Source organism: Halococcus dombrowskii, assembly GCF_022870485.1.
GTDB classification, from domain to species: domain Archaea; phylum Halobacteriota; class Halobacteria; order Halobacteriales; family Halococcaceae; genus Halococcus; species Halococcus morrhuae.
On the sequence record NZ_CP095006.1, the window covers coordinates 55,062 to 77,050 of the forward strand.

General features: G+C 56.0%; 19 protein-coding genes and 4 pseudogenes. 8 read left to right on the forward strand and 15 right to left on the reverse strand.

Going from position 1 to position 21,989, the window contains the following annotated elements; translation table 11 throughout:
• The first annotated feature begins 107 nt into the window (after nt 1–107).
• Nucleotides 108–260, forward strand: coding sequence for a hypothetical protein (locus MUK72_RS14605; protein WP_244705810.1), 153 nt, complete (start codon nt 108–110; stop codon nt 258–260).
• Nucleotides 261–336: 76 nt separating this feature from the next.
• Here MUK72_RS14605 and MUK72_RS14610 read toward each other — a convergent pair whose 3' ends face one another.
• Entirely contained in the window at nt 337–618 is a 282-nt protein-coding gene (locus tag MUK72_RS14610) for a helix-turn-helix transcriptional regulator (RefSeq protein ID WP_244705812.1), read from the reverse strand.
• A gap of 162 nt (nt 619–780) precedes the next feature.
• Between MUK72_RS14610 and MUK72_RS14615 the strand changes: the two genes are divergently transcribed.
• Nucleotides 781–1,086 carry a hypothetical protein gene (locus MUK72_RS14615; RefSeq protein ID WP_244705814.1) on the forward strand — a complete coding sequence of 102 codons (306 nt, stop codon included), beginning with the start codon at nt 781–783 and terminating at the stop codon, nt 1,084–1,086.
• 116 nt (nt 1,087–1,202) lie between these two features.
• Here the strand turns inward: MUK72_RS14615 and MUK72_RS14620 are convergent, their stop codons facing one another.
• From MUK72_RS14620 to MUK72_RS14630, 3 genes are all read right to left on the reverse strand, one after another.
• Nucleotides 1,203–1,511, reverse strand: a complete 309-nt coding sequence (locus MUK72_RS14620) for a hypothetical protein (protein WP_244705816.1) — start codon at nt 1,509–1,511, stop codon at nt 1,203–1,205.
• Between the two features lie 213 nt (nt 1,512–1,724).
• A complete protein-coding gene (locus MUK72_RS14625) occupies nt 1,725–1,892 on the reverse strand; it encodes a DUF1931 domain-containing protein (protein ID WP_244705818.1) in 168 nt (55 codons plus the stop codon).
• Nucleotides 1,893–1,996: 104 nt separating this feature from the next.
• Nucleotides 1,997–2,635: a CPBP family intramembrane glutamic endopeptidase gene (locus tag MUK72_RS14630; RefSeq protein WP_244705820.1), complete on the reverse strand. Its 639-nt coding sequence runs from the start codon at nt 2,633–2,635 to the stop codon at nt 1,997–1,999.
• Between the two features lie 480 nt (nt 2,636–3,115).
• On the opposite strand from MUK72_RS14630, the gene MUK72_RS14635 reads away from it, so the two are divergent.
• The 4 genes and pseudogenes from MUK72_RS14635 (at nt 3,116) to MUK72_RS20440 (ending at nt 7,738) form a co-directional block, all read left to right on the forward strand.
• Complete coding sequence (locus MUK72_RS14635) at nt 3,116–4,246, forward strand: ISH3 family transposase (RefSeq protein WP_244706029.1); 1,131 nt, start codon at nt 3,116–3,118, stop codon at nt 4,244–4,246.
• Between the two features lie 949 nt (nt 4,247–5,195).
• Nucleotides 5,196–5,480 (forward strand): annotated as a pseudogene (locus tag MUK72_RS20565) (transposase); the annotation flags it as partial.
• Nucleotides 5,481–5,612: 132 nt separating this feature from the next.
• Nucleotides 5,613–6,587 carry a transposase gene (locus MUK72_RS14645; RefSeq protein ID WP_244705824.1) on the forward strand — a complete coding sequence of 325 codons (975 nt, stop codon included), beginning with the start codon at nt 5,613–5,615 and terminating at the stop codon, nt 6,585–6,587.
• Nucleotides 6,588–7,396: 809 nt separating this feature from the next.
• Entirely contained in the window at nt 7,397–7,738 is a 342-nt protein-coding gene (locus tag MUK72_RS20440) for a histidine kinase N-terminal 7TM domain-containing protein (RefSeq protein ID WP_425311091.1), read from the forward strand.
• On the opposite strand, the gene MUK72_RS14650 is transcribed toward MUK72_RS20440, so the two are convergent.
• The 8 genes and pseudogenes from MUK72_RS14650 to MUK72_RS14685 form a co-directional block, all read right to left on the reverse strand.
• The gene (locus MUK72_RS14650; protein WP_160135853.1) at nt 7,661–8,659 is read right to left on the reverse strand and encodes a transposase; all 999 of its coding nucleotides are present in this window, start codon (nt 8,657–8,659) and stop codon (nt 7,661–7,663) included. The genes MUK72_RS20440 and MUK72_RS14650 overlap by 78 nt on opposite strands.
• Nucleotides 8,605–9,561, reverse strand: a pseudogene (locus tag MUK72_RS14655) (MFS transporter); the annotation flags it as partial. The gene MUK72_RS14650 and the pseudogene MUK72_RS14655, both read right to left, overlap by 55 nt.
• Before the next feature lie 225 nt (nt 9,562–9,786).
• Nucleotides 9,787–11,130: an IS4 family transposase gene (locus MUK72_RS14660; RefSeq protein ID WP_244706031.1), complete on the reverse strand. Its 1,344-nt coding sequence runs from the start codon at nt 11,128–11,130 to the stop codon at nt 9,787–9,789.
• 351 nt (nt 11,131–11,481) lie between these two features.
• Nucleotides 11,482–12,327 carry a DUF7260 family protein gene (locus MUK72_RS14665; RefSeq protein ID WP_244705828.1) on the reverse strand — a complete coding sequence of 282 codons (846 nt, stop codon included), beginning with the start codon at nt 12,325–12,327 and terminating at the stop codon, nt 11,482–11,484.
• A gap of 148 nt (nt 12,328–12,475) precedes the next feature.
• Nucleotides 12,476–13,723 carry an RNA-guided endonuclease InsQ/TnpB family protein gene (locus MUK72_RS14670; RefSeq protein WP_244705830.1) on the reverse strand — a complete coding sequence of 416 codons (1,248 nt, stop codon included), beginning with the start codon at nt 13,721–13,723 and terminating at the stop codon, nt 12,476–12,478.
• 325 nt (nt 13,724–14,048) lie between these two features.
• Nucleotides 14,049–14,435, reverse strand: coding sequence for a DoxX family protein (locus tag MUK72_RS14675; RefSeq protein ID WP_244705832.1), 387 nt, complete (start codon nt 14,433–14,435; stop codon nt 14,049–14,051).
• Nucleotides 14,436–14,743: 308 nt separating this feature from the next.
• Complete coding sequence (locus MUK72_RS14680) at nt 14,744–16,018, reverse strand: IS701 family transposase (RefSeq protein ID WP_280518327.1); 1,275 nt, start codon at nt 16,016–16,018, stop codon at nt 14,744–14,746.
• A gap of 124 nt (nt 16,019–16,142) precedes the next feature.
• Nucleotides 16,143–16,580, reverse strand: a pseudogene (locus MUK72_RS14685) (IS4 family transposase); the annotation flags it as partial.
• Between the two features lie 369 nt (nt 16,581–16,949).
• Between MUK72_RS14685 and MUK72_RS14690 the strand changes: the two are divergent.
• A pseudogene (locus MUK72_RS14690) lies at nt 16,950–18,062 on the forward strand (IS4 family transposase); the annotation flags it as partial.
• A gap of 38 nt (nt 18,063–18,100) precedes the next feature.
• On the opposite strand, the gene MUK72_RS14695 reads toward MUK72_RS14690, so the two are convergent.
• Nucleotides 18,101–18,316, reverse strand: coding sequence for a hypothetical protein (locus MUK72_RS14695; RefSeq protein WP_049913308.1), 216 nt, complete (start codon nt 18,314–18,316; stop codon nt 18,101–18,103).
• Nucleotides 18,317–18,784: 468 nt separating this feature from the next.
• Between MUK72_RS14695 and MUK72_RS14705 the strand changes: the two genes are divergently transcribed.
• Nucleotides 18,785–20,731 (forward strand): oxidoreductase, encoded by a 1,947-nt coding sequence (locus MUK72_RS14705; RefSeq protein WP_244705836.1) that lies wholly within the window; start codon nt 18,785–18,787, stop codon nt 20,729–20,731.
• Between the two features lie 192 nt (nt 20,732–20,923).
• On the opposite strand, the gene MUK72_RS14710 is transcribed toward MUK72_RS14705, so the two are convergent.
• Both MUK72_RS14710 and MUK72_RS14715 read right to left on the reverse strand, forming a co-directional pair.
• Nucleotides 20,924–21,475, reverse strand: coding sequence for a transposase (locus MUK72_RS14710; protein WP_080503492.1), 552 nt, complete (start codon nt 21,473–21,475; stop codon nt 20,924–20,926).
• The gene (locus tag MUK72_RS14715) at nt 21,447–21,983 is read right to left on the reverse strand and encodes a winged helix-turn-helix domain-containing protein (RefSeq protein ID WP_244705838.1); all 537 of its coding nucleotides are present in this window, start codon (nt 21,981–21,983) and stop codon (nt 21,447–21,449) included. The genes MUK72_RS14710 and MUK72_RS14715 overlap by 29 nt, the downstream gene beginning before the upstream one ends.
• Between the last annotated feature and the right edge of the window lie 6 nt (nt 21,984–21,989).

A 21,989-nucleotide genomic window follows, 5' to 3' on the forward strand; every position in this document is an offset into this window, starting at 1 on the left:
TTTGACCAAGGATGTCACTCGATCACGACGGAGGGTTTCAGCGCTGGCGGTCCAGAAACCACCGAAAGCGATTCCACTGAGAATGACGATATGCTCAACCACCGACCATGACCAATGCGGACGATGTCCTCGACCTCAGTAGTGGCTGGGGCGCGTGCGAAGAGTGCGGCGAGGACAAGCCCGACGTACTGCGCGTCGGAACCCTCACCGACAGGCGGACTCTCTGCAAAGAATGCAGGCAGAAGGATCGCCGACAGTAACTACCTGATTGACGCGATCAAACCACCGGCCGCCAGCGGCGGTGACTCGTTTCTAACACTGTGTCAGACAGCCGGCCTAAGCCTCGGCAGCGACGTACTGGTCTTCCCACTCGCGGCGAGCATCGATCTCGCGACGGCCACGCTGGGTGAGGTCGTAGTAGTTGGTCCGCTTGTCGCGTTCGCCCTTCTCGACGAGTCCTTTCTCAACCAGTTCGTCGAGGTTCGGGTAGAGTCGACCGTGGTGGATCTCGCTCTCATAGTAGCTGTCAAGTTCGTCCTTTATCGCGAGCCCTTTCGGCTCATCCTGCCCTGCAATCGCGTACAGCGCGTCGCGTTGGAACCCAGTCAAGTCGTACATATCCCAGTATTGGTCATTCCCACAGGAAAAGACATTGATTCTCGAAACGACTATGCAGCGGACGAGTAGCCCTCATGTCCATCGATTTCACCCGTGACGTGCTTCCTTGGTTCGTTCTTCGATAACAAGATTTACTTCATGCGAGATAAGATAACGGACATCATGATAGATCGATTGGAGAAAGAGGTCGATATGCTGGAACGCCATCTGCAGGTGCTGGGGATGGTGATCGAGAACGAACCGATCGGTATCGTGAAAACGTCGAACGAAACCGGCTACGCCCATCACAAAATCCGCTACTCATTGCGTGTGCTCGAAAAAGAGAGCCTGATCGAGCCGACCAGCCAAGGCGCGACCACGACCGACCAGACGAGTGGATTCGTTGACGAACTCGATGGACGGATCGACGCGGTGAGCACCAAACTCGCTGAGATGAAATCCGACACGACAGGCGAAATGAGCCAGTAGTCCGGGTCAGCAGGGCGAGCAAATATCGACGATATCGCCACAGAGAACATCTTCTCACGCAGTGTCCAGCGGCGTCCCGAAGCGATCGTTTGCGCGGGATGGCCGACGCAACCGTCCTATTCGACGTTGTAGCGATAGTACTCGACACCGCTACTGTCGGCGCGGCGTTCGACGTTGGCATCTTCGACTAGCGGCTCGGCCAACAGTTCGAGATAGACTCGCCCGATTGCCTGGGCGAGACCCTGCTCGGGACTGCTCATGGGGATCTGTCCTCCGCTGCTTGAGGCCATGACGACTTCGGTCTCGTCGGCGATTTCTTCCAGCGTGTACGCCTGCGGTGCGTTGTCTTCGAGGAAATCACGCATGATCGCTATCTGTGACTTGCTTGGTCCCAACTGCTTCCAGTCCGACTCATCAAGCGGCATGAGTCACTGGTCACAAGAGAAACACATAATACTCCCGTTCTCACCACGGCGGACTGGGTGCCACGCCCAACGATATCGCTTCGGCACCGGCAGCGGGGGATCGGCTGCTCCCAGACGAATGGTGAGTCCCCAGAGAGTCACTCACGCGACGAGCATCTCACTCTGGGACCGACTGATACGAGTTGAGAGAAGTACTGTCCCGATAATCCCTGCTCAGAGATCGCGCGGCTGGACAGTCTTGCGATCATTAGCATCAGATCGTCGTGTTGCATCCGCAAGCAAGTCCGCTACTTCGCTGTCGAGCGCGTCATAGAAATCCGATGAGATGTTCTGGTCTGCGAGCTGTTCTTTGACTGCCGCTTTGACGATGAGGTCCGTCATGCAGCCTGTACCCCCGGCTATTCGTACTTATACCTCATCAAAGCGTAGTGAAAGTAGACTCAGTACTTCGGTTTGGCAAGATCGTGTGGCTCAGCGAACGGTGGCTAAAATGTTGTCACGTAGGTTATGAGAAACAGAGTTGCATTGTAGAGCCCATGAGCGAGGATTGGAACGGACAGATTGTCGTATTTTTCGTACAGCGCACCCAGTATGACTGCGAGTGAGAACGGAGCGATACTCAGCAGAACAATCGCTTGGATCCCACCGAGATAGCCAATCGCATGCGGAATAACGAACAGAAGAGCGGCCACACCGACAGCAGCGGGTGTTCGCATACTCCGGGTGAGTCGTCGCTGAATCACACCACGAAACAGATACTCCTCGGCTGGCGCGATGACGACGAATGAAAGCACTGCCAGTATGAGTACCATCGTCGGATCTCCTGTGAGGAGTTCCTGGTCGGCACGCCCGATCTGGATGCCCGTTCTGGTGCTGAGTGCGCCGATTCCGCTTGCAATCCCGAGCATGACGAGTGTGCTGGCAATCACCCATCCGAACTGTTGTGGCGTCGGAATCTCGATTGACACCTTCTCAGTGAACCACCGGTGGACATACACCCATCCGGCGATGGCATAGCCCGCTTCCGAAAGGACGAACACGACGGTGAGCACAGCGAGACTGGTTCCGCCCACGAGAATCGGGACGATCGAAAGTACCGTCCCGATTGCAAAGGCCGAGATCACCAGTCCAAGTCCAATCGCGACAGCACGCCCGCGAGTTCTCCAGTTGGATCGTGGACGGGAGTCACTCCGACCGTCAACAGGTTGTGTACTGGCCATTGTTCATATGTTCCATCGGTATGTTATACAGCTATCGGAGAGAGACACTCTCGCGCTGCGATTTCCCGGCTTGTCGACGGTCATGACAAGGACCCTGCAATGAGGGACATGGATTATTGCAGTCTGCAACAAGTCTCGGTTCTTCATATAGCTAAAGGGACAGAGTGTCATAGAACGGTTGGCATGATTTTCACATCTCGGTCGAGAGGCGCGCTACCGCTGGCTCTGAATTGCGACAATACTAGGTAGTTCCCGACTGTGACTGAGCCGATTACAGTAATTCTTACTGTAATCTCAATCAGTGACCACTTCAGAATATGTCTAGTTCGGTGAACTGTGCTTGAAGAACTCACCGAACCAGACGAGCAGATTTCGGCGGACAAGATGGAAACGCTGTCGCTTGATCTCCTCTCAGCACTCCCTATGGAAGGCGTCGAGGGTTCGCCCCTCGACGCCGACGTAATCTGGAAAACTGTCGAACGAGCCGCCACCGACGCTACCTCTGTTCATCACGTCATCGAAAATACCGACGAAACGCCCGATGACGACGAAACCGTCATGGATTGGCTCCGTACCATCGATTCAGACGCGCTCGAAACCGTCGTTAACGACCTCCTCACCGAACACGCCACCACGATCCTCGACTCCGAGCGGTCGAGGATCGTGATCATCGATTTCGTCGATAATCCCTATCACGGGACGTATCTCCACCATCCACGCGAGATCTGTTCGATGAAGCCCCGTGACGGCACTACCGACTGTCACCGCTACTGTACCGCATTCGTCCTCGATACCAAGAAGCCGCTCACACTCGCTATTACGCCAGTCACGAGCGACGAGGACGCGGCCGACGCGGTCGGGCGCGTCCTCGATCGTGTCGAAGAGCTTCCGTTCGAGGTCAATGCGATCCTCGCTGATCGTGGATACTACCAAGAGCGCGTCATTCGACGCGCTCGAGCCACCGCTCCTGTCGTTCTCCCTGTCGTGAAGAAGGGCGAACAGCTGCGCGACCAACTCGACACGCACGCCTCTTACTGGACCAAATACGCGATGTACAAGGGCAAAGAGCGGGAACTTCGGTTCCCGCACGCGGTCTGTGTCTCGTACCAGAGCGGTGACCGCGGCAAGCATGGCGAGGTCGTCCGTGGCTACGTGGCGTGCGATCTGACCGATCGCACGCCCAAACAGGTCGAAGCACTCTACCGCAAGCGTTCAGCCATCGAAACCAGCTACCGTACCTACCGCGAAGCGAGAGCGGTAACTGCCACGCCAGATCCACTGATTCGCTTCGTATTCGTGGCTGTGAGCTTCCTCTTGCGGAATCTCTGGTTGGTCGTCCGTTGGGCGGTCGTCGCCCGCCCGCGGCAGGGCGGGCGCGACCTTCCGACCGAGTTCACGTTCGAACTGGTATGTGGCTGGATCAGAGATCATCTGAGCGCTGATCTCGGCTGGCAGTACACGTGGGAGACCAACGGCGTCGGTCTGCCACCGGGCTACGACCCGACCGCGGCCTGACTCCGGTCAGGCCGCTGGGCCGCCCCTCCTGAGCAGCAGCTCTCGGCTCAATGAATCGATACAGCCGCCGAGACGACGCTCACAGTCGTGAGCGTCTACTTCGTTCTCACCAAACTGCTCTCACTCTCGAATCGACCGTCAAAACCGGGTGTGAATGCGAGTCTAGGAAAATAGAATCGGGAACTACCGATACTGGCTGTTTCTTAGATACCGTTTCCTGGGCTCCTGGTGAGGTACGTGAAGTATTCTATGACACGCTAAAAAGGATGCAACCAAGAGCCAGAAACAGCGGAAATGATGGGTGGGAGTGATAGGTAGGCTATTCTAGCCAAAGCTGAAGTCAGGCAGATGGATTGCTCATGCACGATTGGATTCGAAAGATACACTGACACTCTAAATTTCCCAGATTGCTGTGCATGAGAAAACCAGTTAGCCGACCTCTGGACTGGGAGATACACGAGATTTCGAAGCGGAGAGATTGTCTTAGCAGCGGGCTCCTCATTTCACAGGGTGGGATCTTGTCGTTTTTTCGATTGTGTGGCTCGTTTCGTCGTCGTGTTCAATAGCAAAATACAGAGCCCGTTTGCCAGTGAATGCCGCCCCTGTAGTCCATCCGGACTCTGTGCGGCTGTACCACGTCATTTGGACTTGTTCGGTATGAATTTTCAAAGTGGAGTCATCATGCTAAGGTGGGATGTCTTGTTTTTGGTCGGTATGGTCGCGTCGGACGTGTTCCTTGAGGGGTTTGTAGCCTCTAGCAGCGATCTCGAATGTTCGATTGCAGAACGGGCAGGATTGGTAGATGGTCACTACCTTTAACGTCATAATAGAGCAAGCAAAAGAGCCTGTCCAAGAAACATCGGCAAGGAAATCAGATTCTACGGATTCTGAGTTCACATGACGTAGATTTTATCTAGCGGAAACTCCTGTATAGCGTAAGGATCCACACGTGACGTCTAACTTTATCCGATACGACCAAGATCAGCAACACCTCCTGCCGAAGAACGTCGCGGAGTGGGTCGAAGACGATAGCCTCGAACGCTACGTTTCCGACGTTATCGATCATCTCGACAACGAGGGCCGGCTCGATCCCTTCTATCCAGAAGATCGGGCGGACGGCCGTGGCCGGCCGCCCTTCCATCCCGTCATGATGCTCAAGATTCTCGTCTTCGGCTACTGTATCGGGGTCCGTAGTTCCCGCAAACTCGACCGTCTCCTCGAACGTGACGTCGCTTTTCGCTACCTTGCTGCGAATCAACATCCTGACTTCCGCACGATCAGTCTCTTCCGCAAGAACCACCGCGAGGAGTTCGAGCACCTCTTCGTTGAGATTCTTCGCCTCTGTCGGGAAGCTGGCATGGTTGAGATGGGTGAAGTCGCCTTGGACGGCCGGCGCGTCCAAGGCGACGCTGCCCTCGATCAAAATCGCACTCGTGAGCAGATCACCGACGAAATCCACGACATCCTCGACGAGGCCGACGAGATCGACGAAGCTGAGGATGACGAATACGGTCCGAAGCAGCGGGGAGACGAGCTCCCGGAGGAACTCCGGGAGCAAGAGGACCGACTGAACCGATTGCGGGAAGCCAAAGACCGACTCGACGCCAAGGAACAGCAACTCAAAGACGAACAAGCCGAGAAAATCCGCCAGCGAGAACAGGAAGAGGAAGAAATGGGACGAAAGAAACGTGGCCGGAAGCCCACACCTCCGGAGGAGGTGGAGCTTCCGGAGGACACGAAGGCAAACACAACAGATCCAGCGAGTCAAATTCTCAAAACCAGCAACGGCTGGAAACAGGGCTACAACGGCCAAGCAATGGTGGACTGCGACACACAGGTCATCATCGCGCAGGACATCACTACTGACGCAAACGACGTCCAGCAGCTCAAGCCGATGCTGGAGAACTGCGAGGAGGTGAACGGCAAGCGCCCGGAGATGGCGCTTGCCGACGCTGGCTACTGGAGCAAAGCGAACGCGCAGTTAGCGGATGAGCAGACGGAGCTGTTCATCGCTACGACCAAAGACTGGAAGCGACGGAAAGAACTTCGGGAGGCGGATCCGCCACGAGGGCGGATCCCCAAATGGTACGGGCTGAAAGAACGCATGGAGCGGAAACTCCGGACGAAACGGGGGAGAGGCATCTACCGCAAGCGCAGCCAGAGCGTCGAAGCAGTGTTCGGTCAGCATGTCACCCGCGGCTGCGACCGATTCCTGTTACGCGGGGAGACGGGGGCACAAGCGGAGTGGTCGTTGTTCTCAGCGACGCACAACCTGCTGAAACTGTGGCGGTCCGGCCAGGGGCCGGACGGCCACGAAGTGGCGGACGCGATCGCCGGATAACTGAGCCTGGTTCTCTTTTTTGTCGACGGATGAATCGGTCTGTCGAATCGTACAGCAGTATCTTCAGCTGTCGTCAGGGAACTGGTGCGGCGGAATTCTTGGACGGGCTCAAAAAGGTGATGAATACAATATGGGCAGAGCTATGGTTTTCGATTTGTGTTTCCAACTGAAAATTTGCCTGCGTCTACATCTGATAAAATCGGTGGTTGGGTCACATAGATTGCACATAATTCCGGTCGTTGTCTTGGTATTTTTGCATTATATATTTCAACTATACGCCCCTATGCTGGTATCGGATTGATATTGAGCGCACTTCTTGTATTCATATGGATTCGTGTCCGATCTGCGATACGCCTGTATCGACTGAGCGACCTCGGTATCAGGTCGTGCTTGAGGTTGAGGATACAACACGCTCGACACAATTCATGGAAGACGAAACCAACGTCAGACGATTCTCCACCGAGAAACAGTTGTGTCACGACTGTTGGGACGATCTGCGCGTAAAACTTTCTTGAGAGTCGCGTTCGCCGTTCCGAATCACGTGCTCGCTGTCATCGGCCAGAGCGAGAAGCGGCCCATACGTTAGATCTTATTCTGGATATTGTAGTCTCAAAGCACGAACTCACACGTCAATTTCCGAGCGTCGGTACGAAGAGAGGATGGAGGGCAACGAATCTGTGAATTCATTGCTTCTTGGATCGTATACTATTGGTGTTTGTTTGTATGAGATTAGTAGAACGGCCATTCGAAACCGACCAATCACTATGACAACTAATTTGTGTTAGCACAATAAAAACTGTCTCAGATATATGGACCAATGGGTTCTTCCTGCGTACACTTTCGCCGCAGGTGTCGGCAGTGCTGTCGGGATAGCACTTACGACATATCATGACCACAAAGAATCCGCGTTCATGTTTGGTATCTTTTCGTTGTCTCTCGCAGTGTGGGCTGCTTCGAATGCTGGACGCATGCTCGCACAAAACTTCGGATCGATGCTTTTGTTCACTCAGCTATCCTATATTGGTGTTTTGACGGCTCCTATTGCATGGTTTGAGCGTGTCATAGAATCCGTCTCATGCCGTGAGCATCTCGCGGCCCGGATTGTCTCCTCGTTCGTCGTTGGTGATTGCGACGACCACTCGAAGGCATAATGCAACGAACACCTGCGTCCGCGCATGGACGCGGCCTCGGGCACGGACGGGCCCGAGGCCGCAGTCCTTGACCGTATCATTCGTTCGTTCGACCTGTGTCCGGCGATTGTACGTCTCGTCTAAGACCGAGCGTTTGAGCTGTACGTCCTCGCTGTGCTTTTCGATGCGGTCTTCGACCCTGTACTCGATATCGAGCGGATCGTCGGTGTTTCGCGGGTTATACGGGGCGATTGGCACGATCCCTGCCTCCAGCAGGTGATCGTGCCAATCGAGCGTGTCGTACGCGCTGTCGCCAAGCATCCAGACCGGATGTTTGACGGCGAGCGCGTCACGCGTGACGCGCATCGCCGTCTCTTCTGGCGCTTGTTTCGCTGGCGTGAACTCCGCTGCGATGGGAATCTTTGCTCCCGCCGAGACGATCGTACAGCCGAAACCGTAGTAGTGCTCTTCAGCGGTTGAATCGTAGTTCCACGAGGCATCGTCGTTCCACGGAATCGCTTCGACGTGAGTCGAATCGATTCGGTACGTAGAGTCGAGCAGGCCCCGAACGGCGGCCTGCTCGACGAGGTGGTCAAAGACATCGTCAACGACGTGTTCGAGATCGGTGAGGAAGCGATCGACCGCGTCTCGCGACGGCGGTCGATCGAAGCCACAGCTGAGCCAGACCAGCGGCTTCTGGAGTTCTCGTGCGACGGGACGAGTGCCGTAGACGTCCTCGTAGTAGCAGTGGAGAAAGCCGCAGAAGAGTTCTGGTGGCTCATGAACTCGTGTTCGCCCCCGCTTGCAGGGGGCGAACACGTCGTACCCCAGCAGAAACTCGAAAGAGAGATACTCAAACAGCGGTACTGTCTCGGTCGCCGCGACATTCAAGAAGTCGTCGACAGAAGTGACGTTTTGCAGGGTCTGGGCGTTGTTGGACACAATTCCCACACCCTGCAACCTCGCACGTGACGCTTTCTATGACACGCTCCTGAAAGGTTATCCATAAACCGTGGGAGGAGCGCTGCGCCCCACCCCATCGAGACGCCGATGAGAACGATCCCGACGAGAAGCAGCGCCAATCGCGATCCGACGAGAAGCAGCGTGAATCCGCTGATCCCGAGCACTGCACAGAGCCCTGCCGTCTCCTCGCGACCGTACCGATCCGATAGTGATCCGATACCAGGCTGTGTGAGCCCCTGAATGACGAAATACGCCGAGAACAGCGTACTGGCGAACGTCACCGAGTAGCCGTGATACGCAATCAGAAACGTCGGGAGAAACGACGCTGTCGCTTGCCAAATAAATTCGAACAGAAACGCCAGCACAGCAGTGAACGCGATCTTCCGCCGGGAGAGCAACTCGATGACCGGTTTGAGTGCGAATCGATCGCTCATCGGCTGTTCGGGCCGCGCGGGTTCAGTTGGGCGTACCTTCCATCGAAAGAGAACGAACACCGGTAACGCAGCGGCGGCTCCGAGTGCGATCGCAGCCCGCCAGCCGAGCCACTGGCTGACAGCGGCCGCCGCGATCGGCGCTACCAATCCAGCCAAGGGTGCTCCGGAGTTGTGCAGACCGATCGCAGTGCCGATGTTGTTTAGTTGGCGAGTCAGGAGTGTCGTCGCAACGCTGTAGTGCAACCCTGCAACGCCACCCAAAACCAGTGTCAGGACGAGGAAAATCGGCATCGATGGCGAGAGCGCGAGCAGGGCGCTGGCAACTGTGGTCAATCCAATCGCCACAAGGATGACGATCCGTCCGCCGTATCGATCGGCGAGCACGCCGCTGGGGAACTGTGCGAAAGCGTACGCCATCCAGAGGCCGGTCAGAGCGAGTCCGAGAACACCGGTTGACGAATCATGCGTTCTAGATTAGTGGCGGTTTGATCCGGCATCTGATTTGGTGAGTTACAGGACGCAGCGAAAATCGAGCGTTCCTCGATCATTCGACTGCCACTTCTGCGCCAGCATGTTGTCGCCAAGGGAATGGGGCGGCGCACTCACCGCTGTGAGTGCGTCGCCGACCCAGAGCTGCCGCTGGTCGGGACGCGTCCCCGACCATGGAAAGCATCAGGCGAATTCTGGCCAGAATTCGCCTGATTCGACCCGTTCGTACAACCTCGGTCGATGTGGATTCGGGTTACGTGATGCCCACAGCAACAACGCATCCAGATCAGGCAGATCGTAACCCAGATCGAGCATCACGTACAGGTGGATCAGGTGAGAATGGCGTTCAACGATGGTCGAACCACGCCCACGTGGAATCCGCGTCGACGACGCCGCGGCGTCGTCGGCGCTCTCACGCTGTTGTGCGTCGAGTTTCTGGAGTTCGTCAACGATCACGCGGCTCATCATCAACGAGATCGCCGCAATGAGAATCAGCGCCTCGATCAGGTACGGGTCAGTGGTGTTGATCTCGTCGAGACCGAAACGTGATTTCAGCTCCTTGAATAGAAGCTCTACCTCCCAGCGCGCCCGATAGAGTTGTGCGATATCGGGCGCGCTGTACTCCTCTTCGGCGAGATTCGTCAAAAAGAGGTGATACTCGTCTTCGGTCGTATCACGGAGACCGACCATACGGAACGCTCGGGTCGTGCTGCGGCACGACCCTCGCTTGCGGTCGAAGGAGAGTTTGATATCGACATCGATTTCCTTGCGCTGCAGGTCGTCGATGACGTCCTGCAGCCGCTTGCCTTCGAGCGCGATGCTGTTTCCTCGGCGTGTTTGGAGTTGTTCGATGATTTCGAAGTTAGCGTTGGATTTGACGCGAGAGACGAACCAGCCGTCGTGGCCGTCAATCCAGTCGAACAACCAGAAATCGTAGAAACCGAGGTCGAAGAGAACGAGTGCGCCAGATGCCCACTCGCCGGTGGGCATCTGGCTGTTTTCGTGGGTCGAACCGTCTGTTGTCCGCCAATCAGTCGGAAGTCCCGTCGAGAGCGATTGCGTGAGATGGAGCTTCGCTCCAGCAACATCCTCGCGGAGGCTGTAGACGTCAGCTGCGTCGTTGTAGAGCGAGATGAACGTAGCATCGCGGATGAGGACGTCTCGAAAGTGTTCGAGACGGCCTCGGAGTTGGTTTCGGCCGGGATCGAGATCCTCGATGGCGTCATCGAGGATCTCTCGGAGGAGGGCAACGAATCCGGGCGAAAACCACTCGTAGAACGATGAGTAGCAGAGTTCAGTGAGATCAGCCATCTCGACATAGCGTTCGAAGAACGCTTGGATGGAGCGCTGGGAGCCAGCACCGAAGCCAAACGCGAGTGTGTAGAACAGTGCGACGACATCGAACTTGCGCTGTCGTTGGATGAGATTCGTTGCGCGAGCGCGCTCGCGCAACTCATCACCGGGAAACGCTCTTTGGATGCGATCAACAACGACCGAATCCGGTGGTTCGTAGGTCACACGTTCCACCGGGTCTCTCATTCCGGTAGCTCCGGCGGTCTCCAATCAGCGGACAGCAACAGAGCACGGCGCTAATCTAGAACGCATGGTTGACGAATCGAACGTCTCGACGATCTCGGGGACGACTGGACTGATGACCAACCGAGCGACCATTGTCGCGAAAACGCCAGCGTACAGAGAGCGACAAGCGTCACTCGATAGTCCCAGACTCGCTTCACTATTTGCGGTAGCCTCGTAGGCTGGTAAAACGTACTGACTCATCGCGGAACGCGTTGGTGTAGTTACCAGATTGCTACACCCTGGGCAACTAATCTCAGAGGGGCGGTAGCAGAGCCACGATTCCTCTCACTATTCGTACTTTCAGTCACACTTTCCGCGGGGAGCAGTGGCTAATTCTTCGTCGGAGTTGAGCTCTCGGGTAGTGAGTGCTTGTTCAACATTCTCGTGGGCGGTACGAAGGGTATCGATGAGACTGGTCGTGTCCGACACTACGGGATAGGTCACGGAGAGTGATCCGTACAGGTACTCGCTGAATTCGTGATCGATACGATGTGTACTGGGAACGCGCTGTTCGCTGAGAGTGGCTTGTCGATCGGTGAGCAGCTGCTCACATTCGTGTCTGCGCGAGCGCAGGCGTTCGTCAGCATCAACGAGTTCCCTGGCGGTCCAGTTCTCGAACGAGCGCGTCCCCACGATCCCGTCGAGAGCAGCCCCCAAGCGCGTCAGCTTCTCGTCGGCGGTCGCGAGAGCACTATATTCGCTGTTGAGACCTTGTAGCAGCGAATGGCGGCTCTCACGCGCTTGTTGGCTGCATGCAACAAGCCGATCACGGAGCTGTGGTGTGAGCTGATCGCTGGCTAGCACGGTGGTCGCGACCTCCGGTCCAAACTCCTGAGCAAGGCTTTCCTCGAGTGTATCGTCGTAGACGTCGGCGTAGTGATCGACAGCCATGACCGTCTCGCGATAGATGTCATGAACTTCCTCAAGCGAGGTAGCTGCATTCGAGTTGTAAGGCGATTGGGCCAACAGCTGTGTCGATGGCTGCTGGAACTCGTCGGTCGTCGGGTCGACTGCAGCCACATCGAGATCGGCAATGCGATCGGTGAATGTCGCGAACGCATCGCGCTCGTCGGTAGTCCATACACGATCACTCTCGACGACCTCTGTTGCGGATCGCGTCGTGGTCGGGATGAAACGAGTAGTCATTATTGACAATACGGCATGGGTTACTATAGTTCTATTTGCCGAATGCAACACTAACGAAACCTGCATATATTGTCGATCAGTCTCAGTCTTAGCCGCAGTGTAGAACAGCTGGCCGAAGGCTTTCGCGGTGAGTGTCAGCTTCTCCGCCCTAAAGGGCGGAGCTTGCAGGTGAACTCCCGCTCTGGCCGTCACGACTCTCGCCGGTGGCAGGTGAAAACTCACCATTCGCGCTCAGTGCTCCCTGCTTGAGGGCAAGCTGACGATTTGCCCGTCCGGACGGAGACTTTTGCCCCGACCGGACGTGTTTGAAGCCAACGTTCTTCGCGGCGTTGTAGTCGGCGTGAACCTCGTACCCACACTTCTGGCAGGAAAAGTCGGCTTGGGTGGGGCGGTTGTTCCGTGCCGTGTGGCCGCATCGAGAGCATCGGTGGCTGGTGTACTGTGGTGGCACTTTCGTCACGTCGATACCGACCGCTTCGGCCTTGTACTCGACGTATCCGTACAGCTGGTTGAACGCCCACGTGTGGAATTTCTTGGCTCTCGGCATCCGTTCGCGGATGCCGTTCAACCGCTCGAAAGCGATGGTCGAACAGCCGTGCTCAACGGCTTCGGCGACTAACTCTTTCGAGAGGTTGTGCAAGAAGTCCTCCGCCCATCGGCTCTCGCGGTCGCCGATGGACGCGATGGTATTGTGGGCCGATTCGGTCCCGGTCTGTTGTAGACCGCCACGCACCTGTTCGTACTGTTCGCGTCGGTGATTCAGCAATCCACCCGACCAGAACGTGCCGGTCGACGTGACCGCCACGTTCTCGATTCCGAGGTCCACGCCGAGGACCGTAGGGTGCTCGACGGGTTCGGTGTCGTCCACCTCCGCTGTTGTACGGAGGTGAAGGTAGAACGCACCGTCGCGGTGGTGAAGGGTCGCGCCCTTGACCGAGTAGTCGCCGGAGGCGACGTACTCGCCGAACGGCGTCCCATCCGTCTCGGGTGGTAGAACGTACTCCGCTTCGACTCTGCCGTCCACCGTCGAAAGCGAGGCGTAGTCCTCATGGAACGTGGCGCTTCGCTTGTCGTACTCGGCGAAGTCGGCAGTGAACGTCGGCAGACTCGCGTAGTCACCGTTCGACCACCGCGCGAGAACGCCTTTGAGGGCGTCCGCCGCCCGCGAGCGGGCGGCTTGGACGAGGTTCGCCTGTATCGACGTTCGGTCGCGGACTTCGGTGTAGGTGCGTTCGTGAAGACGTTGCTTGCTGGTTTCGATATTGCCGCTGTCGTCTCTCGCGTGAGAGACGACGTAGTTGGCGGCGTCTCGAAACTCGGCGAATGTATTGTGGAGGAGTTCGGCGTCGGCGTCGCTCACGTCGAGTTTCACCGGAACGGTGCGCCGAACGTCCATACTTCATATGCTGACCACCGAACCCACCGACGGCGGTTGCATAGTACCGAGAGACAGCGTACGCGATTCCTCCCTGCCGTAAACGGCAGGGTTTCCTCGCTGTATCAGGATGAGCTTAGGGATTTCAGGTGACCAGTACTGGCCGGGTGAATTGATGACAAGAACGGTGATACTCAGCCGACAAACCCAGACGCTCGGTGATAGTCGTCTGATCAGATCGCTGAGAGGTCTGGAGAAGAGCACCAGAGCCGCCGCAGCCCGACGGCGTGAGCGTTCACACAATGACAGCGGAGATGTGGCAGTGAGGCTTGGAGCGATGCGAGGGTCAGTCCTCGTTCTCGTTGGCGAGGAAGAAGAGTGCTCCACCGAGGATGATGAGGTTCTTCAGAAAGTGGACCTGCTGGCCCTCGCGCTGATCGTCCTCCATGTTCCAGAAGTCGTGCATCTGGGGCGTAACGGCGACGAACCACGTCACAACTGCTCCCGGTGCGAGCTGCTTGAATCGGCCGAGTGTGATACCGAGCCCACCAAACAGCAACATTCCACTCGAAAACGGCACCAGTGTCTCGGCCTCTGGAACACCCTTCGAGTCAGCGTAGCCAATTGACCCTTCCAAGTCACGGAAATTGTCGAGCGCCATGAACGCGAGCACGCCCCCGAACAGCGTCCGTCCGAGACCTGACGTCGAGAAACGATTTTTCCAGTCACTCATCAGATACCCACCTCTGTCTGGAACATCTGTCGATTTCTCTCAACTCCTCCGGGAACAGTAGTCGCCATCATACTGACCAATGATGATGAGTCAGTATATGTCTTTGTCTTAAGATGGTATGTGAAGTGATAGTTTCCAAAGAGCGGCACTGTTAACTTAGCCCGGCAGCTTCAACCGGCCTCGGCTTGGCAAGATCGTTTGAATCAGCAAGCTGTAGCTAAAATACTCAAATATCCCGCATTTGTTTCTCTGTAGATGAACCTCCGAACTAATATCCAATAGAAACCGTGCCAATTCTTTAATGGAGTTTATACTTCAATAACCGCAACAAACGAATTCGCGAGAGAAGACCACGAGAACTCACGCACCAGTTCATGCAGTTGCTCCGTCGCTCCCGCGAGCGGAGCGACGGGAGCAACCTTTTCGGTAATTTCGAGCATCGTTTCCACGAGATACGCTTCCTTGGCGTGATCGAGGCGGACGCTCAGTCCGCCTCGTTCTTCCCAAAACGCCACGTTCGCCCGTTCAGCGAACGTTACCAGCGTCCATGCCAGAAACACCAGCTGGAGGTAGCGCTCTATTGCCTGTTTTCCTTCCAGCTGGTATTGCTTGAAGCCGAACTTCGCGTTCGATTCCTCGTGGACCGTCTCGATGTTCCACCTGTGTTCGACGAGTTCGAGGATCTCGGCCGCTGATCGGCCGAGATCCGTACTCAGGTAGTGTCGAGTCGTGTCCTCGGTCTTGCTCGCGACGATCTTCACCGGACCGACGTCCTCGATTTCGACGATCTTGCTCGCAATGTCGTAGGTTTTCTCTTTTCCACGAACTGTGATCGTCGTCGATTCGTACTCCAGCGTCGACGCGAAGGCGTCGACGCGTTGGGTCCAGACGACACCCTGTGGTGAGACGTGTTTGTCGGATTTCAGCCGACAGACGACATTATGGCCCTGATTTTGGATCGTAGCAACTCTCTCGTCACCGTAGTACGCGGAGTCGAAAACGACGGTGAGAGCCGCTCCAGCCGGGAGCTGGAGCGGCGTCACGATCTCTTCGACAGCGATCTCGGTCTTTTTCTTGAACGGCTCGTCGAAATCCGTTGCGAGGTCCTCTGGAACGTACATCCGCGCAAGGTAAGGAACGTAGACTTCGCCGACCTGAAGGCAAGAAGTGACGAGCTTATTGCCAAGTTCTGTCTCGCCTTCGACTGGATTGTACAACCGGGCGACGCCATCGGTGGCGTCGCCGGTTTTGCCGGCGAACGTATCGTCGATGTGAAGGAGTACGTCGTCACCGGTACCGACCTGGAGCTGGTCAAAGACGTACTCAGCGTGGAGTTGGGCGAGATCGGTGGCCGACCAGTCAGCTCCCTCGAAGAAGTAGTCGTAGGCTCTGCGGGATTTCGCGTTCCCGTCGGGACGCGAAATCCCTTGGGAGAGTCCACTAACAGTCCACTGCGTTTCGGCGAGAATCAGCGCGCTCACGAGGTGTTTGAGCGAATCAGCGTTGCGGCTGTCGGAGAAAGCTGGCTCAAACGCTGAGAGAGCTTGTTCGAACCACGGCGGGAGACGAGTAACGCCGAGCACAGGACGAAAACATCAGGATCGCACCCGGAACCGCCGTTCGATCTCACTACCGACTGCTCGCTGACCAGTCAGCGAGCGTAGGGAAGAGTTTCCAAGCCGAGCCAGCAACGTCCTCGCGGAAATTGTACACATCAGCTGCGTCGTTGTAGAGCGAGATGAACGTAGCATCGCGGATGAGGACGTCTCGAAACTGTTCGAGGCGGCCGCGGAGCTGGTTGCGACCGGGATCGAGATCCTCGATAGCGTCATCGAGGATCTCTCGGAGGAGAGCAACGAATCCGGGAGAAAACCACTCGTAGAACGATGAGTAGCAGAGTTCAGTGAGATCAGCCATCTCGACATAGCGTTCAAAGAACGCTTGAATAGAGCGTTCAGAGCCAGCACCGAAGCCAAACGCGAGGGTGTAGAACAGTGCGACGACATCGAACTTGCGCTGTCGTTGGATGAGATTCGTTGCGCGAGCGCGCTCGCGCAACTCATCACCAGGAAACGCTTTTTGGATGCGATCAACAACGACCGAATCCGGTGGGTCGTAGGTCACACGTTCCACCGGGTCTCTCATTCCGGTAGCTCCGGCGGTCTCCAATCAGCGGACAGCGGCAGAACACGGCGCTAATCTAGAACGCATGCTTCCAACACAAAGTGAGCCGATCCGGGTGGATAATCTTTGAATTCACTCACGAGAGCCTGCTCACCGGCTCTACTTTTACTACAGTCTATAATAGAGCCACCAAGTTTTCAATACCATACCGGCTCAGTGAATAGTGAATCTCTAACTGAATATGCCCTCCATAAGATGTAATCTACTATCCTCAACTCTCATTCGTCTTTAGCTAAGAGAGTAACCGCATGACTGCGGCTGGAAGCGAAGTCGGCTCATGAACGGAGTGAGGAGGAGTTCGGTGTGACTCCAGAACCCTCCTCGGATCGGATTGAACGGCGGCTCACTACGCTCTTTCCATCGAGTGCTCTCGAAGACCACGCCGAGAGCCTCGGCGTGGTCGAACGCGACAGCAAGTTCCAGGTTCCAGCGATGGTCTGGGCGCTCGTGTTCGGCTTCGCCACCGGCGAGAGCCAAACACTCGCTGCGTTTCGCCGCTCCTACAACGCTACTGCTGACAAAACACTCTCGCCCGGCGGCTTCTACCAGCGGTTGACACCGCTGTTCGCCGCGTATCTCAGCGACCTCGTCGAGTTCGCGCTCGACGAGGTCGCCGTCCCGCACACTGTGAGCGATGAGTTCGACCAGTTCAGAGACGTGATGATCGCCGATGCAACCGTTCTGCGATTGCATCGGTTCCTGAAAGAGCAGTACCAAGGACGACGCGAGGAGCAGGCTGGAGCGAAGCTCCACCTGCTCCACAACGTCACTGACCGAACCATCGAGAAAATCAGAGTTACCGGCGAACGTCCTCACGACAGCACCGAGTTCGAGACTGGGTCGTGGCTCCGTGGACGGTTGCTGATTCTCGATCTGGCGTACTTCAAATTCCGCCGCTTCGCGCTGATCGACGAGAACGGCGGCTACTTCGTGAGTCGTCTCAAGACCAACACGAAACCGGAGATCGTCGCAGAACTGCGGGAATGGCGCGGCCGCGCCATTCCGCTTGAAGGCGAGGAGGTCTTCGAGGTTGCAGAGGATCTCCACCGCAAATACGTTGACGTCGAGGTCGAAGTAGCGTTCAGACGCGGGCTGTACGAAGGCACGCGGTCATGGGATACGAAGCAGTTCCGCGTCGTCGGCGTCCGCAACGAGGACGCCGACGACTACCACTTCTACATCACGAATCTCCCGAGGAAGTGGTTCCTACCGGCGGATATAGCGACGATTTACCGCTGTCGGTGGGCGGTAGAGTTGCTGTTTCGTGAGCTGAAGACGCTGTACGACCTCGATGAGTTCGACACGAGCAACCCTGCGGTAGTGGAGATTTTGCTGTATGCGGCGGTGCTGACGCTGTTGGTGAGCCGCGAGTTGCTAGAGCTGGTGATCGAGCACGCGGACGACGAGGCGGTGTTCCCACCGGAACGCTGGGCGGCGACCTTTAGTCGTTGAGAGAAGTTCTGAAATGTTTACCGTAATTTCTACGGTAAACGGGTTTCGTCCATCTTATCGAGTCGTTCGTCGACCACCTGAACTAGTTCCTGTACGGTGATCTCATCCTCTTGAATGAGAGTTGTATCAGCAGCGTACTCGATCGCTTCAGCGTAACTGGCGTGATCATGGTCCGCCATGATCCGCGTCAGTTTCGTTGCTACGCTATCGCTGATTGTGACAGTTGTGTATCCATCTGGCGGCATATTCGCTAGGAGAGCGAATTTACAGTAAAACTTACGGTAAAATCACTCCGCTATCTTCATAACTTCCCTAAATGACTACCGGTCGCACGCCCAGCGGATCCTCAAGCGACTCAGCGACTACCTCGGTTACTCGCCACCGCCGCTGTTAGACCGAATGGCAGCCGACGCCCAGAAGATCCATCAACAGCGTCCAGTCCTACAGGAACAGTTCGCTACCGCCGCTCAACCAACCGCTGGAGTTAGCTAAAGACGAATGCCTCAACTCTATACGTGGCTCTATGCTTCAACAAATTATTTATCAAATGAGAACTCATCTCCTGATGAGATACAGCATGACATTGCCAAGTGAACTTCGCTTTGAATCGGTCATCTCGAACTTAAGGAATAGTCCTCTCGTAGGGCGATGTACGATGAACTCAGATATGAATCGCAATACTGATTCTATGAGATCTCCCTCCAGAAAAAACCATGAATGACGCCCTCTTCCAATCAACAGAATTAGGACCGGTTCAACTGCCGAATCGCATTATGAGTTCAGGCCACCAGACTACGCTCGTTCGGGATCACCTTCCCACAGACGATTTCTCTGCATATCACCTCGCACGAGCAAAGGGTGGAGCTGGACTGGTCGTCCTCGAAGCACATGCTGTGCACGAAAGCGGTCTGCTAAATGACCATACTATCGACGCAAGTACTGACGCTATCGTAGATGCTCACAAGCCGTTTACTGAAGCGATGCACAATGCGGATACCCGCGTGATGGTACAACTGTTTCACGGTGGCCGCGAACGCTATGCCGGCGAGTATGCGCCGCCAGCACTCTCAGCATCGGACAAGCCAACCGACCGCCTGCATGTTATCCCTCGACCGTTGGAGACGGCGGAGGTATACGAGATGATAGACGCTTTCGCCGACGCTGCGACTCGAATGGAACAGGCCGGTCTTGATGGGGTTGAAGTCGTTGGGTCTCACACTTACCTGCCAGCACAGTTCTGGAGTCCGAACGTCAACGAGCGAGATGACGAGTTTGGTGGTAGCTTAGAGGACCGATGTCGATTTACCACAGAGATTGTCGAGCGCATCCGCAAACGTACCAGTGACGAATTCGCTGTTGGCATCCGTCTAAGTGCCGAGGAACGTTCCGAGGAAGGTCTTTCCTTCGACGAAACCCTTCCAATCATTGAGCATATCGACGATTCAACATCGCCAGATTACTGGAGTGTCGTCGTCGGTAGCTCTAGTACGCAGGAAGGATGTAGCTACATTGTTCCGCCGGCCACAGAGTCAGAGGCAGTCACGCGGTCACCCGCTGCCGTCATTGACCAAGCCACCACTGGATCGACCATTGTTACCTCACGCATCAACACGCCAGAGAAGGCGACGCAAATGTTAGCGGAGACAGGGGCAGACGTGGTGGGGATGACTCGTGCTCTGATTGCTGATCCAGAGCTTCCGCGGAAAACCAAAGACGATAACTGGAATGACGTAATTCCGTGCGTCGCCTGCAATCAGGGCTGTATCGGGCGCTATCAAGAGGAATTACCGATTCGGTGTACTATCAACCCGATTACCGGGCGTGAGGCTGAGTACAGTGACCACAACCCCGTAATGGATCCTAAGTCTATCCTTGTGGTTGGCGGCGGACCAGCGGGGCTTGTCGCAGCCACGACCGCGGCCGAGCGTGACCATGATGTAACACTCTTGGAAGCCGCAGGCGAACTCGGTGGGCAGGTGACCTCCTACGCTGATCTTGATCACCGCGGGCGCTACCAGGACTGGCTAGAGACGCTCAACGCACGTCTCAATAAGTTCGATGTCACTGTCGAACTCAACATGCCGTTCGCACCTGATGACGTGGACGAGTACAATCCTGACGAACTCATTCTTGCGACAGGAGCCAAGGGTCGAGTGCCGGAAATACCGATATCTGACGAACTGGCCACGTACACCGCCGCAGAGGCGCTCTTGGCAGACGAACCATTCGGTGAGGCTGTCCTTGTTTCCGACTGGGATGGCAACGAAGCCGCCCTCGATGTAGCGATACAGGCTACCAAAGCAGGCGCGGAAGTAGAAGTCGTAACGTCAGCCTACACACCGGGCGAATCAGTTCAGCAGTACATTCAGAACTCGCTTCTCGGAGAACTCTATGCTGCTGACGTAACAATGACACCACACCACCAAATCGACGCCGTGGAGACCGAGGAAATCATTCTACAGAACATTTTCAACGACGAGCGTACCCGTCGCACCGGTGTCGATACCGTCGTTTTCGCTCACGGCGGTGAGACAAATTACGACATGTACCGTACACTTATGGACAGCGACGTGTCAGTCCACCGTATCGGTGACTCTTGGGCTCCACGAACACTCGACGAGGCGGTTTGGGAGGCGTTCAAAACCGCGACGGAACTCTAAGACCATCGGCTGATAGAAAATCACATTCAACACGATGACATTCAAAACACACCATACAGGAACGAACTGGGAAGAAGACGCCGATTTCTCGTAGGTGGCAACGGTCCCTGCAGACCACTCTCTTGTAGTTACGGCTGGACAAGTCGCCTATAACGACGATGCTGATAGGGTCGTTCATAAGTAATTGCCACATTACGGGCAGAGATAGTTCCAGATATTCGGTTCTTCGACTGTTGGCAGACCTCGCTGAATCTGCTGTTTCAGCGTCGATAGATCGGGCACGAGTCGGTGCTTGAACCATTCTTGGAGACGGTCCCAGCATCCCTCCACAGGGTTGAGTTCCGGCAATTTCGGTGGAAAATACCACACCTCAAGATCCTCTCCGCGCACGCACGCAACCGAACTGTCTCCGACAGTTTCGGTCGCTCGTTCACCACTGACGTATTCCCAGAGATCTCGTGTGTAGAAGTAGCTGGCACGATCCAGAAACACTACCAACTCTTCGCCAAATTCTTCTTGGAGTGCCTTGAGTAACCAGAGTCCATGCTGCGTCTTCAGGGAATCCTCCGTCCAGCAGTAGAAGCTCTCGCCGTCGTTGGTGACAGCGCCGAGCGCTGTCACCTTGTCCCAAGAGTTCGTCATCTCTATCGACGGATCTGAGCCGATCGGGTACCAACCAAGCCGCTGGACGGTACCAACACGCTTGGTGAACTGATCAACTACGACAACGGTTTTCTCGCTCAGCTCGGGCCGTTTTTTTTTGAACTGTCCGCTGGAACTCTTCTTTCTGCTCTAAATTGGCTTCATGATGGCGCGGCCGGGCTGTCCGGTAGGACAGTCCGGCCTTACAGAGGAGTTTGCGTGCATGACCGCCACTGTATTCGACGTCGTATGTCTCTTTGATGTGGTGGAGCAGCAGGCTTGTCGACCACGCCTGCTGCTCGTATCCGAGTTCAGTCGGCGGGTCTTGGAGATGTTCGAACAGCTGGTCGCGTTCTTTGTCTTCGAGTTTCGAGGGACGGCCTGGTCGCTGTTCATCGTAGGGAGCCTGCTCGATCGGTTCTTCGGCGAACCGATCGAGCCAGTTCCGGATGGTTTTCTCGACGACACCGTGACGTTCAGCAAGTCGCGGTAGCGTATCACCCTGCTTTCGACCAATCGCCGCGAGAACGCGTTCTCGCGGCTTCTCTCCGTCCGTTTGTTTTCGAACTTCGTGGAGATCTTCCAAGGTGATACCGTCCAGACGACCCATTACGTC

Coding starts and splice junctions, on each gene's coding strand:
- MUK72_RS14620 (WP_244705816.1), bottom strand. CDS start 1,511: ATGCCGCTTGATGAGTCGGACTGGAAGCAGTTGGGACCAAGCAAGTCA.
- MUK72_RS14610 (WP_244705812.1), bottom strand. CDS start 618: ATGTACGACTTGACTGGGTTCCAACGCGACGCGCTGTACGCGATTGCA.
- MUK72_RS14635 (WP_244706029.1), top strand. CDS start 3,116: ATGGAAACGCTGTCGCTTGATCTCCTCTCAGCACTCCCTATGGAAGGC.
- MUK72_RS14670 (WP_244705830.1), bottom strand. CDS start 13,723: ATGGACGTTCGGCGCACCGTTCCGGTGAAACTCGACGTGAGCGACGCC.
- MUK72_RS14675 (WP_244705832.1), bottom strand. CDS start 14,435: ATGAGTGACTGGAAAAATCGTTTCTCGACGTCAGGTCTCGGACGGACG.
- MUK72_RS14695 (WP_049913308.1), bottom strand. CDS start 18,316: ATGCCGCCAGATGGATACACAACTGTCACAATCAGCGATAGCGTAGCA.
- MUK72_RS14665 (WP_244705828.1), bottom strand. CDS start 12,327: ATGACTACTCGTTTCATCCCGACCACGACGCGATCCGCAACAGAGGTC.
- MUK72_RS14605 (WP_244705810.1), top strand. CDS start 108: ATGACCAATGCGGACGATGTCCTCGACCTCAGTAGTGGCTGGGGCGCG.
- MUK72_RS20440 (WP_425311091.1), top strand. CDS start 7,397: ATGGACCAATGGGTTCTTCCTGCGTACACTTTCGCCGCAGGTGTCGGC.
- MUK72_RS14615 (WP_244705814.1), top strand. CDS start 781: ATGATAGATCGATTGGAGAAAGAGGTCGATATGCTGGAACGCCATCTG.
- MUK72_RS14705 (WP_244705836.1), top strand. CDS start 18,785: ATGAATGACGCCCTCTTCCAATCAACAGAATTAGGACCGGTTCAACTG.
- MUK72_RS14715 (WP_244705838.1), bottom strand. CDS start 21,983: ATGGGTCGTCTGGACGGTATCACCTTGGAAGATCTCCACGAAGTTCGA.
- MUK72_RS14625 (WP_244705818.1), bottom strand. CDS start 1,892: ATGACGGACCTCATCGTCAAAGCGGCAGTCAAAGAACAGCTCGCAGAC.
- MUK72_RS14645 (WP_244705824.1), top strand. CDS start 5,613: ATGGGTGAAGTCGCCTTGGACGGCCGGCGCGTCCAAGGCGACGCTGCC.